The sequence below is a fragment of the Agrilactobacillus yilanensis genome, assembly GCF_003946725.1.
Lineage (GTDB): Bacteria > Bacillota > Bacilli > Lactobacillales > Lactobacillaceae > Agrilactobacillus > Agrilactobacillus yilanensis.
In genome coordinates, this window is record NZ_RHOY01000024.1 from 20,494 (window position 1) to 37,315 (window position 16,822).

Here is a 16,822-nt window from a genome sequence, read left to right on the forward strand (position 1 = left end):
GAGGTGTGGTCTGATGCGGCCTTTACAAAAAGAAATTATTGCGGTAGAAAAAGTGAAACCGGTTATTGATCCTGAACAAGAAATTCGGCGCTCGATTGATTTTTTGAAAGCTTATCTCAAAAAAACGGGTTTAAAGTGCTATGTTTTAGGGATTTCTGGCGGCCAAGATTCCACGTTAGCTGGAAAGTTGACGGAATTAGCAGTCACTGAATTACGGGCAGAAACGAAGGATCCTGAGTATCAATTTATCGCTGTACGCTTGCCCTATGGTGCCCAAGCTGATGAACAAGATGCCATGGATGCGATTGCCTTTATGCAGGCGGATCAAGTAATGCACGTCAATATTAAAGCAGCGGTTGATGCTTTAGCGCAAGCATTAACAGATAACCAATTGACTATCAGTGATTTTAATAAAGGGAACATTAAAGCCCGGGTACGGATGACCGCTCAATTTGGCATTGCTGGCCAAATGAAGGGGGTCGTTGTGGGAACTGATCATGCGGCTGAAAACATTACCGGTTTTTATACAAAATTCGGGGATGGTGCTGCAGATGTGACCCCATTGTATCGCTTAAATAAGCGGCAAGGTAAGGCAATGTTGCAAGCTTTAGATGCACCGAAACATCTCTATTTAAAAGCGCCCACTGCTGATTTAGAAGAAGATCGGCCAGCTTTGCCAGATGAAACGGCATTGGGGTTAACATATAATCAGATTGATGATTATTTAGAAGGTAAAACCATTGATCCAGCGGCTGCTGAAAAATTAGAACAAATTTATTTGCGTTCCCAACATAAGCGTCATTTACCAATTACTGTATTTGATGATTTTTGGAAAACGGAATAATTAGTTGCATAAAATAGATTTAATAGGCTATAATGTGATTAAATCATAGGGGAGTAACTGGCGGGACCACCGCGGTAACATCGTCAACAAGAGTTTGTACTCTGGTGTTATCATAATTAGTGAGACTTGTGTGTTAGGCGATAGGCGGCACATGAGTCTTTTTTTGCCTATTGCCTGTAAAAGAAGTTATAGACGAAAGGAAGTTTAGTTGAATGGCTGAACAAAAAACAGATCAAGGACCAAAGTATTACGCCCAATCTGCTGAAGATGTTTTAAAACAATTTCAGAGTACCGCACAGGGGTTAAGCGACGCGGAGATTCAAAAACGTTTGGAAAAATATGGCCCTAATGCTTTAGCAGAGGGCAAACGGAAAACCAAAATACAACGTTTTTTCGATCAATTCAAAGACTTTATGATTATTGTCTTATTGGTAGCTGCTGTAATTTCAGGTGCGGTGGCGCAAGAATGGGCCGATGCACTAATTATCTTAGCCGTTGTTTTGATCAACGCCTTTATGGGTGTGATCCAAGAATCAAAAGCTGAAGAAGCCATTGATGCTTTAAAAGAGATGGCCACCCCAGAAGCGCGGGTGCGGCGGAATAATGCCGTGAGCTCGGTCAGCAGTGAAAAACTCGTTCCCGGAGATATCGTTTTACTAGAAGCCGGTGACGTTGTCCCTGCAGACTTACGTTTAATTGAAGCCGCTTCTTTAAAGATTGAAGAAGCCGCATTAACCGGGGAATCTGTACCCGTTGAAAAAGATCTTAATGCCACTATTGCTGAAGATGCGCCTTTAGGTGATCGGGCCAATATGGCTTACATGAATAGTAATGTGACTTACGGCCGTGGGGTCGGAGTTGTTGTCGGGACAGGGATGCATACCCAAGTCGGGCAAATCGCAGGGATGTTAAACAGTGCTAAAGAAAATAGCACCCCATTACAAGATAATTTAAATTCACTTGGTAAAACATTAACCATTTTAATTTTGATTATTGCTGCAATTATGTTTGTTGTCGGCTTTGCACGTGGTGAAGCCAGCTGGATTGACATGTTGTTAGTCTCTATCTCCTTAGCCGTTGCAGCGATTCCAGAAGGCTTACCAGCGATTGTCACCATTATTTTGGCCCTGGGGACGCAAAAGATGGCCAAGCGTAGTGCTTTAGTCCGTAAGCTACCTGCTGTGGAAACTTTAGGAAGCACAGATATTATTGCATCTGATAAGACAGGGACGTTAACGATGAACCAAATGACCGTTGAAAAAGTTTATACAAATGGTCAATTACAAGAAGCTAGCGCGGATATTGCGACAGATAATACCACATTACGGGTTATGACGATGAGCAATGACACGCAAATTCAAACAGATGGCAAGTTATTAGGGGATCCAACCGAAACAGCTTTAGTTCAATATGGGTTTGATCATGAGTTTAATGTGTCTGACGTTGTTGCAGGGGAACCTAGAGTTGCGGAAGTTCCATTTGATTCTGAACGTAAATTGATGACAACTGTACACCAATTAGCAGACGGCAAATTATTTGTGGCTGTTAAAGGGGCACCAGATCAATTGCTGAAACGGGTAACGCAAATCGAAAAAGACGGGCAGTCCGTACCTGCAGACGATGCCGCAAAACAAACGATTTTAGAAGTGAATACAAGCTTAGCTAAAAACGCATTACGGGTTTTGGCGATGGCTTATAAGTTTATTGATACATTGCCAGATGAAATCTCTAGCGATAGTTTAGAAAATGATTTGATTTTCTCTGGTTTAGTCGGGATGATTGATCCAGAACGGCCAGAAGCTAAAGATGCCGTAGCTAAAGCAAAATCTGCGGGTATCCGGCCAATCATGATCACTGGGGACCATCAAGTTACAGCAGAAGCAATTGCCGTTCGACTCGGCATTGTGGAACCAGGACATGACGAAGCCGTGATTACTGGGGCTGAATTAGATGACATGGACGAGAAAACATTTGATGAAAAAGTGGATCAATATTCCGTTTATGCCCGAGTTTCCCCGGAACATAAAGTGCGTATTGTCAGCGCTTGGCAAGCCAAAGGTAAAGTTGTTGCAATGACTGGGGACGGGGTTAACGATGCACCGGCCTTGAAGTCTGCAGATATTGGGATCGGCATGGGGATCACCGGGACTGAAGTTTCTAAAGGGGCCAGTGATATGGTCTTAGCCGATGATAACTTTGCGACAATTGTCGTCGCCGTTGAAGAAGGCCGAAAAGTCTTTGCCAATATTCAAAAATCAATTCAATACTTGTTATCTGCCAACTTAGGGGAAGTTTTAACTTTATTTATGATGACCTTAATGGGTTGGGATATTTTAAAACCAGTACAATTACTGTGGATTAACTTAGTAACAGATACTTTCCCAGCAATCGCCTTAGGGGTAGAACCAACTGAACCTGGGATTATGGACCGGAAACCTCGAGGTCGAAATTCGAACTTCTTCTCCGGTGGGGTAGCCTCTTCAGTGCTATACCAAGGTATTTTAGAAGGTCTATTGACACTAGGTGTTTATCTCTGGGCTATCAATTTCCCAGTGCATACAACGCAAGCTGAGATTCATGCGGATGCCTTAACGATGGCCTATGCAACCCTTGGCTTAATCCAGCTATTCCATGCCTTTAACGTCAAATCCATTCACCAATCACTATTCTCAATTCATCCATTCGCCAACAGAGCCTTTAATCTATCCATCTTAGGCTCCTTCATCTTACTAGGGGCAACCATTGCGATCCCAGGATTTAACAGCCTGTTCCACGTAACCACTTTAAATCTTGTCCAATGGTCCGCCGTCTTAACCGCCGGCATCGCCATCTTAGTTATTGTTGAAATTGTAAAATTTGTTCAGAGAAGAATGGGCAGAGAATAAAACAGAGCGTGACAAGCTACGGTTTGACAATGCACATAACCTAGCCTTACGACATAAGCCCGAACTCGGCTTGTGAGTAAGGCGTAGTTATGTAAATTGTCAGTAGCTTGGAACGCGTTTAGAGCGCGAACTAGAGCGGGAAAGCCTCGAGCACTAACCTAGACCTGTGCCGTAAGTAGGTTTTCGCTTCACAAAAAAAGCTTTGAGAGTTTAATTTTCTCAAAGCTTTTTTGTTTTCGGTTAAAATAACCTCCTTTTAAACTGACTTAGGTTATAATTACTCTTGTGTCATAAAAAGGAGGAAATAATGTGACAACAAATCAGCATTTAGTAATTATCTCTTTGGATTCGCTAGGTTACTTGGATATTCGAGATCATTTAAGTGAATTACCAATTTTAAATAAATTATTTCAGCGGGGCACTTGGGTTAAATCAGTAACGGGCATCTATCCCACCTTAACCTATCCGTCGCATACCACTATTATCACCGGGCAATACCCAAAAACCCACGGTATTGTTAATAATACGTTGATTCAGCCCAATCGGCCGTCTCCGGATTGGTATTGGTACCAAAAACGCGTCAAATCACCGACATTGTACGATTTAGCGCGTAAAAAAGGACTAACAACAGCCGCCTTTTTATGGCCGGTTACTGCCGGCAGCAAAATTACTTATAATTTGGCAGAAATCTTTCCGAATCGCATCTGGACAAATCAAGTTTTAGTTTCTTTAAAAGCCAGCTCGCCTTTATTTCTATTAGAAATGGATCGTAAATATGGCAAATTACGCAAAGGGATTCAACAGCCCGAGCTGGATACGTTCATCACGGCTTGTGCGGTGGATACGATAACGCACAAAAAGCCCAATTTAACATTGATTCATCTTGTGGACATGGACAGTATGCGGCATCGTTATGGTGTGCGTTCTAAAGAAGCCATGGCCGCTTTAAAACGACTGGATCAGCATGTGGGGCAAATTGTTGCGGCAACAAAAGCAGCAGGCACCTACAAAGATACAAACTTTGTCATTTTAGGCGATCATTATCAAATTAATGTTTCTAAAATGATCCATCTGAACACATTATTTGCCCAAAAAGGCTGGTTGACACCTAGGGCCGATCAAACTTTTGAAAAAGATTGGCAAGTGATGGCCAAAACTTGTGACGGCTCAACTTATATTTATACCAAACCTGATTTCACTGAAAAAGCGCAGCTGCAAAGTTTATTAACGACGGTGACTGGCGTGGAGAAGCTTTACACCGGCACACAAGCCGCAAAACGAGGGGCCGATCCAAACTGTACGTTCATGTTGGAAGCTAAAGCGGGTTATTACTTTACCGATGAAAGTCACCGGCCGCAAATTGTGGAAGATGTTGAGCCTCAAAGTCTAGGTCAGCCAGATCGTTATCACGGCGTGCATGGCTATGATCCTGATAAAAAAGATTATCAAACAACAATTTGTTTCAGTGGGCCGGCGATTCAGGCTGGACAAACCGTAGATCAAGCCCAGCTCGTTGATGAAGCCCCTACTTTTGCGCGGCTTTTAGGCTTACAATTTCCCGAACCTCTAGCAGGGCAGTGCATTGACGCTGTCTTTAAAGATTAGGGGGCGGCTTATGAAATTTACGAAACCACAGTGGAGCTGGATTTTTTACGATTGGGCCAATTCTGGCTATGGTATCATTGTTACCACCGCTGTTTTACCAGTCTATTTCAAATCTGTTGCGCAAAGCAGCGGGGTTAGTGCGGCCAATGCCACGGCTTATTGGGGCTATGCCAATAGTTTTGGAACATTATTAGTTTCTATTTTGGCGCCGATTTTAGGGGCGATGGCAGATTATCCACAATCTAAAAAACGGTTGTTAAATATTTTTGCTTTTGTCGGTATTTTGATGAATCTTGGGTTAGCCCTTGTTCCGCCAAGTTATTGGCAGTGGCTGATTGTAGTCTACATTTTATCGATTATTGGTTATTCTGGTGGGAATCTATTTTATGATAGTTTCTTAACCGATGTGGCAGATAATCGCACGATGGATAAGCTATCTTCTTACGGTTATGGTTTTGGCTATTTAGGTGGCGTGATCGCCTTTATTTTGTTTTTGAGCCTACAATTAACCGGTGGCTTTGGCCATTTATCAGCCTATGGTGTGGCGCGTTGGAGTTTTGTCTTATCTGCAAGTTGGTGGGCACTTTTCTTCATCCCAATTTTAAAAAATGTACATCAAGTTTATGCTTTGCCGGCAACCAAGCGGCCCGTAAGAGATAGTTTAAAACGGGTTTTTGAAACGTTACGGCACATTCGGCAATACAAAGGCGCAGCTTGGTTTTTAGTCGCTTACTTCTTCTATATTGATGGGGTAGATACGATATTTACGATGGCCACATCAATTGGTATGGATATGGGGATAGGGACCTCGACCTTGATGATTGTGTTGCTGGTAGTACAGTTAATTGCCTTCCCATTTTCATTACTTTATGGTTGGCTGGCGAACAAAACTTCCGCTCGAACCGGTATCTTTGTCGGTATTTTGATCTATTTAGGAATTTGTTTGTATGCTTTACGATTGACAACAGTTACGGACTTTTGGATTTTAGCAATCTTAGTCGGTACCAGTCAAGGTGGGATTCAGGCATTAAGTCGCTCTTATTTTGGGAAATTAATTCCGAAAGAATCCGGCAGTGAATTCTTTGGTTTTTACAATATTTTAGGTAAATTCTCAGCGGTCATGGGCCCTATTTTAGTGGGGATTGTCACGCAAATTACTGGACGTTCAACAATTGGTGCCGCTTCTTTGAGTATTTTATTCATTATTGGTTTAATTCTTTTTGCGCTACTCCCAAAATTGACAGGTAAAGATGCATAAAAATACAGTGAACGTGCCGGTTCCTTTTTCATTGTCGCGTCACTTTTGGTATACTATTTAATGGAGGGTTTTTACTATGAATAAAACACAGCAAAGAACAATGCGCTATGCACAGTTAATTAATGGCATGATCCAAAATTTAGAAGATAATCAAACGGATTTGAATAGCGATTATGAACGCTTAAAAGAAGCTATTGAAGCAGACAAAGTTGCCGATATCACGTCCGATGATTATTGGACCATTCAAGAGAATTTTCAAAAGGGCACAGATAGTTACAAAGATCAGCTGCAAAAGCTAAAAAGAGGCCAAGCACCCGCAAAATTGATGGGCACCCATCATTTGCTCTTGGATGCTTATGAAGAATTCGTTGACGGCTGTCAAGATATGGTAGATAGCATGTTAGATGATCGAACGGTTGATTCGGAAAAATTTCTGATGGCGGAACAAGCACAAGATACAGCTACAGATAAAATTAGTAAGTATATTCAAAAAATTACACAATTAATTTAGGACGTTTTACTAAGAGGCTGTGGGTGAAAGATAATTTTACCCCGGCCTCTTAGTGTATTGATGATTTGGAGGTTAGAATGTGAAACGAATGCTGGTGTTTATTGCCGCATTACTGGCTTTTTTGGTGGCGGCCTTTTTTATGACCGGAAAAACCAGTCAAAAAATAGCAGAAACTCCGACAGTGGGTATTTTGCAGTTAACGAGCCATCCCGCACTGGATGCCATTCATAAAGGGATCGTGTCTGAGTTGGCCAAGGCAGGTTATTCTGAAAAAAAACATACTTTGAAGATCGACTTTCAAAATGCTGAAAACGATCAAAGTAATTTAAAAACGATGAGTGAACGCTTCAAAGATGAAAATGTGGATGTGATGGTCGGCATTGCCACCCCAGCGGCGCAAGCGTTAGCTGATGTAACCACCACAACTCCGATTGTATTAGGGGCAGTGACCGATCCCATGGGCGCTGGTTTAGTTAAGCATAACAAAAAGCCAGGGGCCAATATTACCGGCGTTTCAGATCAGGCCCCAATTAAAGCCCAATTAGATCTGATTAAGCAAATCATGCCGAATTTGAAAACATTAGGCGTTTTATCCACCTCTAGTGATGATTCAGCCCAAACCCAAGTCCGTAAGCTAAAAGCAATTGTGGCTAAAGATCCGCAATTGACTTTAAAAACGTATACGGTTACGTCCACCAATGATGTGAACCAAGTGGCCGGTACAATGGTAAATGAAGTAGATGCCGTTTATGTTCCTACAGATAATACGATTGCCAGTGCCATGCAGACGTTGGTTCAAGTGGCCAATTCTAAAGACAAACCGGTCTTTCCAGCGGTGGATACGATGGTTGAAGATGGTGGTTTAGCGACAATTAGTATTAATCAATACCGTTTAGGCCAAGAAACTGGGAAAATGGTGGCGGCGATTTTGAAAGGCCAATCAACACCAGCAACGACCCCCATTAACTTCATTCAGACGGGGGATCTTGTAATTAATTTAAAAGCAGCTCAAAAATTAAATATTCAAATACCGCAAAACTTAATTGATCAGGCGAAGGCAAAGGGGGAATTGATTCAATGAGTATGATCGTTTCCGCCATTGGCCAAGGCCTGTTGTGGAGTATTTTAGGCATTGGTTTATTTTTAACATTTAGAATTTTAGATTTTCCAGATATGACCGTTGAAGGCACTTTTCCTTTTGGTGCCGCGGTCGCCGTCGCCTTAATTAGTCACGGCTTTTCACCGATGTTTGGCTTATTAGGGGCCTTTATTGCCGGCCTGTTAGCAGGTCTGACAACAGGCTTATTATATACAAAGGGCCATGTCCCTATTTTACTGGCCGGTATTTTAGTTATGACCGCCTTGTATTCCATTAATTTGCGGGTTTTAGGCCGCAGTAATTTATCTTTATTAAACAAGCCAAATTTATTTGAAGCACCCTTTTTAAAACAACTGCCGCCTTATTTTGACAGTATTATTTTGGGCCTAATTTTTTGTGTCATTGTTGTATTATTAGTGATCTGGTTTTTACAAACCGATTTAGGCCAAGCCTTTATTGCTACCGGTGATAATGAGAATATGGCCCGTTCTTTAGGCATTCATACCGATAATATGAAAATTATGGGCTTGATGGTGGCTAATGGCTTCATCGGGTTGGCCGGTGGTTTAATTGCGCAAAATAATGGCTACGCCGATGTGAATATGGGTGTGGGGGTTATCGTCATTGGACTGGCTGCGATTATTATCGGTGAAGTGGCATTTGGTAATTTGACCTTAAATCAGCGGTTAGTCGCAACGATTTTAGGGAGTATTATTTATCGCTTTGTCTTGCTGGTTGTATTGGCATTAGGCTTTAGTACCAATGATTTAAAGCTTATTTCGGCCATTGTCTTGGCGTTAGCCTTGATGCTGCCAGCGGTTGAAAAGAGACTGCATTTACGGCGGGCAATGCGTAATAGTATGCGTACTTAAAAGATAAGATTCGGTAAAATGGGTTTACATTATTAAAATAAAATGACAAAATAATTAAAAGTTAATAAATAGAGGTTTTTTATGGATAGCAAGATTACAAATTTAACGATTAAACAGTTAACAAATTATCGAAAACCGCAAATTAATGCAGTTTTAGGTTTATTAGCAGAAGGCAACACCGTACCATTTATTGCCCGTTATCGTAAGGAACGCACGGGTTCTTTAGATGAAGTCCAAATTCGAGAGATTGAACAGACCTATAATCGGTTAGAAAGTTTAGAAAAGCGTCGGGATGAAGTGCTCAGAGCGATTGCTGAACAAGACAAACTTTCACCAGACTTAAAACAAAAACTGGAAGCCGCTGATAAACTTCAAGTGATTGAAGATCTTTATTTACCTTATAAGAAAAAACGGCGTACAAAAGCAACGATTGCTAAGGAGAATGGGTTGGAACCGTTTGCGGCCTATTTATTAGCCCAGTCAGTGACGACTACGGCTGAATTACAGCAGCAAGCAACAAAATATATTGATGCTGACAAAGCTTTACCCGATATTGAAGCCGTCTTTGCAGGGGCGCATGAGATTATTGCAGAATTTGTTTCAGATGATGCAGATTTACGTCAATGGGTCCGGACATTTACGGAACGTAACGGGCAATTAGAGAGTACTGTTAAAGATAAAACAGCCGATGAAAAGGGCGTTTACGAACTTTACTATAATTTTAGTGAACCTGTGGGCCAGTTAGTTTCACATCAAGTTTTAGCCATTAATCGGGGCGAAAAAGAAGGCATCTTAAAAGTTAACTTAGTTGTTGCCCCAGAGCGTATTCAGTGGCACTTAGACCAACGTTATTTAAAGAAACCAGACAGCCCAGCTAAAACTGATGTACAAACAGCCATTTGGGATGGATATCAACGGTTTATCGCCCCAGCGATTACCCGGGAAATACGGGCGGCTTTAAAAACGATGGCTGATACAAAGGCAATTTCGGTCTTTGGCGAAAATTTAAAACATCTATTATTACAGCCACCAATGAAAGGCCGAGTTGTTTTAGGGTTTGATCCGGCATATCGGACAGGCTGTAAATTAGCAGTTGTCGATGGTACTGGGAAATTTTTGGACAAGTTAGTGATCTATCCCCATAAACCAGCTGCTGCCGACAAACGAAAGGCAGCCTTTGACTTATTCAAAGATTTTGTTGAAAAATATCAAGTGGCCATGGTGGCGATCGGTAATGGTACGGCCAGCCGGGAATCGGTGGAGTTTGTCGTTGAGGTTTTGAAAACATTAAAACGACAAGTCTACTATGTGGTAGTTAATGAAGCCGGCGCTTCGGTGTATTCAGCTAGTGACAACGCCCGGGCCGAATTTCCAGAATTACATGTCGAAGAACGTAGCGCTGTCAGTATTGCCCGGCGGTTACAAGATCCCTTGGCAGAACTTTTAAAAATTGAACCTAAAGCCGTCGGTGTGGGCCAATATCAGCACGATGTTTCGCAAAAAGATTTGAGCGCGCAGTTAGATAATGTGGTTGAAGATGTGGTTAATAATGTGGGGGTTAACTTAAATACAGCCAGCCCTGAATTGCTATTGCATATTTCTGGTTTAACTAAAACAACGGCACAAAATATTGTGACCTTTAGAAACGAACAAGGTCGATTTGATTCTCGAAAAGCGTTGAAGAAGGTACCGCGCTTAGGGCCTAAAGCATTTGAGCAGGCTGTAGGTTTCTTGCGGATTATGAATGGCAGCGAACCGCTGGATAATACGGATATTCATCCGGAAAGTTATCCCGTGGCTAAAGCTTTAGTGCAAGATTTAGGTTCAGATATGCAGCAATTGGGGACACCCGCATTGCAAACGGCATTGGCCCAAGTGAATTTACCGCAAATGGCGGAGAAATTAGCCGTTGGTCCAGAGACGTTGGCGGATATCACCACGAGTTTAGCCAAGCCTGGTCGTGATTTACGGGATGATGTCCCGGCGCCTTTATTACGGCAAGATGTGCTGACGATTGAGGATTTAAAACCAGGCATGAGTTTGCAAGGCACCGTACGTAATGTTGTAGATTTTGGCGCCTTTGTAGATATTGGTGTGAAGCATGACGGTTTAGTGCATATTTCACAACTGAAAAAGGGTTTTGTCAAAAAACCGAGTCAAGTAGTCTCTGTCGGCGATATTGTAAATGTTTGGGTCTTAGATGTAGATTTGAAACGGCAGCGGGTACAATTGACGATGATTGATCCAATTCAGCAAAAAGATGGCACGAATCGTGACTGATGAAGACTTAACGCAGCTCGTACAGCAGGTTTCGCAGCAGTATTTTCAAAAGCCATTTTTGCACCAAGCTGTTTTTAATAACCGGTTGCAAACTACGGGTGGTCGGTATCATTTACAAGATCATCATATTGATATTAACCCGAAACTATTGCAATATTATGATCAGACGGTTTTGGTTGGCGTGATCAAACACGAATTATGTCATTACCATCTGCATCTTTTAGGGTTGCCTTATCAGCACCGTAGTGTACAATTTAAACAACTGCTGTCAGAGGTAAAAGGCCTTGTTTATACCCCACCGATGCCTAAAAAAGGGCAAAAATTAGTGGTGTATCAGTGTCAGCGCTGTTTGACGCCTTATTATCGACAGCGGCGTTTGAATCCAGAACGTTATCGTTGCCGTAAATGCGGTGGGCAGTTAGTATTTCTAAAAGTGATTCAAAAAATAAATTGATTTAATAGGAGGCTCTCACAATGGAACAAATTAAAATTGGTATGCTTGGTTTAGGCACTGTCGGTAGCGGTGTTGTTCAAATTATTCAAGAACATCAGGAAAAGATTTCGCAAATTACCGGTCGCCATTTGGAAGTTAAACGGGTGGCTGTTCGTAATGTTGCGGCTCATAAAGATGAATTTAAGGATATTGAATTAACCACTGATGTGAATGCAGTGTTAAACGATCCTGAAATCCCAATTATTGTTGAAGTTATGGGATCTATCCAACCAGCCATGGACTATATTGTCCAAGCTTTAGAAAACGGCAAAAATGTCGTAACTGCTAATAAGGATTTGATTGCCCAACACGGTAGCGAGTTAGTTAAAATCGCCAAGAAAAATAATGTAGATCTTGTTTATGAAGCCAGCGTTGCTGGGGGGATTCCGATTTTACGGACAATCGTCAACAGTTTTGCAGCAGATCAAATTGAAGATGTTAAAGGCATTGTCAATGGGACAACGAATTATATTATGACGCAGATGGTAACGAAGGGGATGACTTATCAAGCCGCCCTAAAATCTGCTCAAGAATTAGGTTTTGCTGAAAGCGATCCAACTAATGACGTAGAAGGTATTGATGCGGCTTATAAGATGATTATCTTAACGCAATTTGCTTATGGTACAAATGTGAAGCTGTCTGACCTAACTGTAGAAGGCATTAGTAAAATTGATGCTGCAGATATTAAACAAGCCCGGACGATGGGTTATACTATGAAATTAGTCGGTGAATCTGCGGAAATTAATGGCCAACTAGCAGTTTCTGTTGCCCCTGCATTAGTGCCGTTGGAGCATCCTTTGGCAACAATTCAAAATGAAAATAATGCGGTCTTAGTTAAAGGCGCTGCTGTCGGTACAACGATGTTTGTAGGCCCTGGCGCTGGGAAGATGCCAACGGCCAATAGTGTCTTAAGCGATATTATTGCGGTGACTAAAAATATTATTTTAGGCACAACGGGTAACACGTTTAATGGGTATCGGCAAAAGGCAGAATTAGCAACACCGGATATGGTAGTTGCCCCTTATTATTTAGCATTAAAGATTCCGGATATTCCAGGACAACTTTTGAAGTTAACCCATATTCTGACAGAAGCAGATACTTCAGTGAAGCAAGTCGTTCAAACGGAGACTGACGGTGAATACGCTCGGGTTGTGGTGATTACCCACAAAACAAGTTTAGCGAAATTACAAGAAATTCAAAAAGAAATTAAGGCAGATGGTGCGATCAGCTTGATTTCTTGCTACAAAGTGCTGGAGGCTTCAAAATGAAGATCATTGCACCAGCAACATCTGCTAATTTAGGGCCAGGTTTTGATTCATTAGGGATTGCTTTAAATAGTTATTTAGTGGTTGAAGTGTTGGAACCGTTAGAAAATTGGTTAGTGGATCATGAGTTTGGCAGCAATGTGGCCAATGATCGCAATAATTTAGTCGTGCGGACAGCACTGTCAATCAATCCAGAATTAAGTCCCAGACATTTGAAAGTGACCTCCACGATTCCTTTAGCCCGAGGCTTAGGCAGCAGCAGTTCCGCGATTGTAGCAGGACTGTTGTTAGCTAATGAACTGGGCCAAATGAATTTAGATCAGACGATGCTGTTGCAATTAGCCACCCGTTTAGAAGGTCATCCCGATAATGTTGCCCCGGCCGTATTAGGTGATTTTGTCGCCGCAACTTATGACGAAGACTGGTGTGATGCGCTACAGCTGCCTTATCCTAAGCTGAGCTTTATCGCATATATTCCCAATGTGGAGTTACGGACTAAAGAAAGCCGTGAAGCGTTGCCTGAGAAATTTGCTTACCGCAAGGCTGTTCACGGCGCTTCAGTGGGTAATGTGTATGTGGCTGCTGTGGCAAAACAAGATATTGATGTTATCGGTCGGATGATGGTAAAAGATGAGTTTCATGAAGGCTATCGTCGGAAATTAGTACCGGATTTGGATAGAATTAGAACTGTTTTACAGCATACAGCACATGTGGGTACTTACCTCAGTGGTGCAGGGCCAACGGTTATGACTGTGGCAACGCAAGCACAAACCGCAGCTGTTGTCGCTGCTTTAAAGGCAGAACCGCAGTTGGACGGTGAGGTTCGAGTTATGTCAATTGACCGTCTTGGTGGTCGAGTTATTAATTGATTTTGATTTGTTGTTGACAGAGTTGGATTTGTTAGAATATAATTGTAATTGTGCTTATTTCAAGTGCAATTACAACTTGCGGGCGTGGCGGAATGGCAGACGCGCAAGATTAAGGATCTTGTGGGGAATAATCCCCGTGGAAGTTCGAGTCTTCTCGCCCGCATCAGTTTGAAGTACGTTTATATGGTGTCTTTGACCTTTTGAGGTTGAAGGCTTTTTTTATGCCAATAATTTAGTAACGATGATAAAGCAGCATTTACTTTAAATAAAATATGACCGGTAGTCATTGATTTTCTTGCGAGAAGGGATTATACTGTTTTTCGAGGTGAAAATCATGGGTAAACGTGAAGATAATGCAAAACAAACCCGCGCTAAGTTACTGGATACTGCGGATCGGTTGATCGTCAAAGATGGTTATGAACGTGTTTCTGTCGATAGTATTGTGAAGGCGAGTGGGATCGCTAAGGGCACCTTTTATAACTATTTTAAACGTAAAGAAGATCTAATATTTGAACTCAGTAAACATCGGTTTGCCAACTTGATCGGGTCGCGTGATACTGGAAATCAGGATGCAGTTACCAGTATCAGTGCTTATTTAGAAGAATTCATGACTGTAATCGCCAATTCTAAAATCGAACTTGCGCGGCAATGGGTGCGATATGTTTCCGCTAGCGACGCGAATAAGGATAAGTGGCAGTTGGATGTTGATTCTTTGGAACGGTTCATTCAACAACTGATTCGCGAAGATAAACTGAGTGCCAAAACGCCACATTACGTGCTAGCAGAAACCTTACTGACACAGATGTATGGTATTATTTTAAGCTGGTGCATTGATCCGAAAGCGATCGATCCAATACAGCGGACACAGCAGTTCTGCACGCAACAACTAGAGCTGCTTGTCAACCCTTATCAATGAAGTTAAGTCACCATCAAGGATGATGGTGTTGTCTTTTTCTAAAAATATGACCATTAGTCATATAAAAAGGATAGGTATAACAAAAGTAGAGATGCTATTTTTGATAGTGCGGATACAAATGTCACAGTTGCATCAATGCCGGGGATGGTTCCAGTGAGATCCAGGTGGTTCTTAGAAAGACACTGATCGCAAGTGCTGTGATATTGCCAAACTATACAATCGAAGATCGGTATTTAGAACGAACAACGACAAAGTTCAACGATTAGTTGTAACAAATAATGCAATACTCAGAGGAGATTTATATGCAAATGAAAAATCGTACGATGTTAAAATTATCAATTCTACTTGTGTCAGTGATTACTGCCTCAGCACCTGCAATTAATGCCAATATTCCGGTATTAGCAAAAGCTTTTCCGAATGTGCCATTGACACAAGTTGAGTTGTTGACCACTATTCCATCATTCTTTTTGATGTTGGCATTGTTGATCAGTGATCGAATTGCACGGAAAATTGGCATCAAAAATACCGTTATCCTTGGCGTAACGCTTACTGCAATTGCTGGCCTTGCCCCGCTAATCATCAATCGTTTTTGGCTTTTGATGCTCTCACGTGCGGCTTTTGGCTTTGGAGTGGGCTTATTTAATTCGCTATTGGTCGTTATCATCAGTTATTTTTTTCAAGGGCAAGAGCGCTCACAAACAATTGGTTTCCAAAGTACTTTTGAGGGATTTGGTGGCGTTTTGGTCACCTTTATTGCTGGTCAACTGGTCCAAATCAATTGGCATATGTCCTTTTGGGCGTATGTCATCACTGTTCCCGCACTGATTCTATTTACGCTTTTTGTCCCCCAAATTACTAATGATCAGAAAACCAGCAATGTGGCAACACAGGCGGCGCCGGGGCATAAAGGCAAACTTGCCGCTTTATTGCTGCTGACCTTCATTGTCATCACGGCGTACATGATCATGGGGATTAAAGTACCAACACTGATGGTCAGCGCAGGTTATGGGACGGCAACCGATGCCAGTTATGTAATCTTAGGATTGAGTCTGGGTGCAATGCTTGGCGGTGTGATTTTCGGTCGAATGTTTGCTGCCTTAAAAAATTATATTTTGCCTGTATCAATGTTACTGATGGCCATTGCTATGGCCTTGATTGCACTATCTAACAGCACATGGCTCACTGTTTTCGGCGGCTTTGTGACTGGTGTTGGTGTACGTCAGTTTTTCCCATGGATTCTAAACAGTGTCAATGCAGATGGGAATGGTAGTGTCAATGACACTGCGTTAATTCTTATAGTTTACAACTTGGCGGGCTCATTGTCCCCATACTCAGCGTTATTGATTCAAAAGATTAACCGATTTAGTGATCTGCATCCCATATTTTGGATAAACGTTGGTATATTTGGGGCGTTAACTGTAATCACCTTGATTATCATACTTATCAATGGGCGCTCAAAGGTGCAAAGTCGTCGAATTAGCTAATGTAAAGTCAAAAAAACGAGATTAAGTCAAAAGTTGATTTTGATTTAATCTCGTTTTTATATTATATAGGAAGAAAAAATTAAATTAATACGAAATAGTTGATTTATATCGGTTTTATTTTGTGTATGTCTTTTGAAATGCATTCACTGGAGCAAAGCGCTCACCTAACTACGAATCTCTTGCGTGTCTGACGACACACTGCAAGATTCTAGGTTAGTGCTCGAGGCTTTCCCGCTCTGCTTCTGAAACGCGCTCACTAGAGCAAAGCTCTCACATAACTATGCCTTACTTACAAGCCAAGAGCAGGCTTATGTCGTAAGACTAGGTTACGTTCGAGGCTTTCCCGCTCTAGTTCGCGCTCTGATTAAACGCGCTCCAAAAGACTGATTTCTGCGCTTAGCTACGTCTAACTTGTAAGCGAAGACCGCTCACGGCGTTAGC

The 16,822-nt window shown here is 41.9% G+C and carries 13 protein-coding genes and 1 tRNA gene; all 14 read left to right on the forward strand.

Annotation, left to right across the window (positions count from 1 at the left end):
* Window positions 1–13: 13 nt before the first annotated feature.
* The 14 genes from nadE to EKM93_RS12660 all read left to right on the forward strand — a co-directional run bounded on the left by nadE (window position 14) and on the right by EKM93_RS12660 (window position 16,381).
* A complete protein-coding gene (nadE, locus tag EKM93_RS12595) occupies window positions 14–844 on the forward strand; it encodes an ammonia-dependent NAD(+) synthetase (protein ID WP_125715930.1) in 831 nt (276 codons plus the stop codon).
* A gap of 212 nt (window positions 845–1,056) precedes the next feature.
* On the forward strand, window positions 1,057–3,729 hold the full coding sequence (locus EKM93_RS12600; protein ID WP_125715931.1) for a cation-translocating P-type ATPase: 2,673 nt from the start codon (window positions 1,057–1,059) through the stop codon (window positions 3,727–3,729).
* Window positions 3,730–4,038: 309 nt separating this feature from the next.
* Window positions 4,039–5,334: an alkaline phosphatase family protein gene (locus tag EKM93_RS12605; RefSeq protein ID WP_125715932.1), complete on the forward strand. Its 1,296-nt coding sequence runs from the start codon at window positions 4,039–4,041 to the stop codon at window positions 5,332–5,334.
* A 10-nt stretch (window positions 5,335–5,344) separates the two neighbouring features.
* Window positions 5,345–6,592, forward strand: coding sequence for an MFS transporter (locus tag EKM93_RS12610; protein WP_125715933.1), 1,248 nt, complete (start codon window positions 5,345–5,347; stop codon window positions 6,590–6,592).
* Between the two features lie 76 nt (window positions 6,593–6,668).
* Window positions 6,669–7,103 carry a hypothetical protein gene (locus tag EKM93_RS12615; RefSeq protein ID WP_125715934.1) on the forward strand — a complete coding sequence of 145 codons (435 nt, stop codon included), beginning with the start codon at window positions 6,669–6,671 and terminating at the stop codon, window positions 7,101–7,103.
* 79 nt (window positions 7,104–7,182) lie between these two features.
* Window positions 7,183–8,184: a tryptophan ABC transporter substrate-binding protein gene (gene trpX / locus EKM93_RS12620; RefSeq protein ID WP_125715935.1), complete on the forward strand. Its 1,002-nt coding sequence runs from the start codon at window positions 7,183–7,185 to the stop codon at window positions 8,182–8,184.
* Entirely contained in the window at window positions 8,181–9,074 is an 894-nt protein-coding gene (locus EKM93_RS12625) for an ABC transporter permease (protein ID WP_125715936.1), read from the forward strand. The genes trpX and EKM93_RS12625 overlap by 4 nt, the downstream gene beginning before the upstream one ends.
* An 81-nt stretch (window positions 9,075–9,155) precedes the next feature.
* Window positions 9,156–11,354 carry a Tex family protein gene (locus EKM93_RS12630; RefSeq protein ID WP_125715937.1) on the forward strand — a complete coding sequence of 733 codons (2,199 nt, stop codon included), beginning with the start codon at window positions 9,156–9,158 and terminating at the stop codon, window positions 11,352–11,354.
* Window positions 11,347–11,808: a SprT family protein gene (locus EKM93_RS12635; RefSeq protein ID WP_125715944.1), complete on the forward strand. Its 462-nt coding sequence runs from the start codon at window positions 11,347–11,349 to the stop codon at window positions 11,806–11,808. Before EKM93_RS12630 ends, EKM93_RS12635 begins: the two co-directional genes overlap by 8 nt.
* A 20-nt stretch (window positions 11,809–11,828) precedes the next feature.
* Entirely contained in the window at window positions 11,829–13,115 is a 1,287-nt protein-coding gene (locus EKM93_RS12640; RefSeq protein ID WP_125715938.1) for a homoserine dehydrogenase, read from the forward strand.
* Window positions 13,112–13,981, forward strand: coding sequence for a homoserine kinase (gene thrB / locus EKM93_RS12645; protein WP_125715939.1), 870 nt, complete (start codon window positions 13,112–13,114; stop codon window positions 13,979–13,981). The genes EKM93_RS12640 and thrB overlap by 4 nt, the downstream gene beginning before the upstream one ends.
* A gap of 78 nt (window positions 13,982–14,059) precedes the next feature.
* Window positions 14,060–14,144: transfer RNA gene (locus EKM93_RS12650), tRNA-Leu, on the forward strand.
* A 171-nt stretch (window positions 14,145–14,315) separates the two neighbouring features.
* Window positions 14,316–14,897: a TetR/AcrR family transcriptional regulator gene (locus EKM93_RS12655; protein ID WP_125715940.1), complete on the forward strand. Its 582-nt coding sequence runs from the start codon at window positions 14,316–14,318 to the stop codon at window positions 14,895–14,897.
* A 308-nt stretch (window positions 14,898–15,205) separates the two neighbouring features.
* A complete protein-coding gene (locus EKM93_RS12660) occupies window positions 15,206–16,381 on the forward strand; it encodes an MFS transporter (RefSeq protein ID WP_164507096.1) in 1,176 nt (391 codons plus the stop codon).
* Window positions 16,382–16,822 lie beyond the last annotated feature (441 nt).

Coding starts and splice junctions, on each gene's coding strand:
- EKM93_RS12610 (WP_125715933.1), top strand. CDS start 5,345: ATGAAATTTACGAAACCACAGTGGAGCTGGATTTTTTACGATTGGGCC.
- EKM93_RS12625 (WP_125715936.1), top strand. CDS start 8,181: ATGAGTATGATCGTTTCCGCCATTGGCCAAGGCCTGTTGTGGAGTATT.
- EKM93_RS12630 (WP_125715937.1), top strand. CDS start 9,156: ATGGATAGCAAGATTACAAATTTAACGATTAAACAGTTAACAAATTAT.
- EKM93_RS12615 (WP_125715934.1), top strand. CDS start 6,669: ATGAATAAAACACAGCAAAGAACAATGCGCTATGCACAGTTAATTAAT.
- nadE (WP_125715930.1), top strand. CDS start 14: ATGCGGCCTTTACAAAAAGAAATTATTGCGGTAGAAAAAGTGAAACCG.
- EKM93_RS12600 (WP_125715931.1), top strand. CDS start 1,057: ATGGCTGAACAAAAAACAGATCAAGGACCAAAGTATTACGCCCAATCT.
- thrB (WP_125715939.1), top strand. CDS start 13,112: ATGAAGATCATTGCACCAGCAACATCTGCTAATTTAGGGCCAGGTTTT.
- EKM93_RS12640 (WP_125715938.1), top strand. CDS start 11,829: ATGGAACAAATTAAAATTGGTATGCTTGGTTTAGGCACTGTCGGTAGC.
- EKM93_RS12660 (WP_164507096.1), top strand. CDS start 15,206: ATGAAAAATCGTACGATGTTAAAATTATCAATTCTACTTGTGTCAGTG.
- EKM93_RS12655 (WP_125715940.1), top strand. CDS start 14,316: ATGGGTAAACGTGAAGATAATGCAAAACAAACCCGCGCTAAGTTACTG.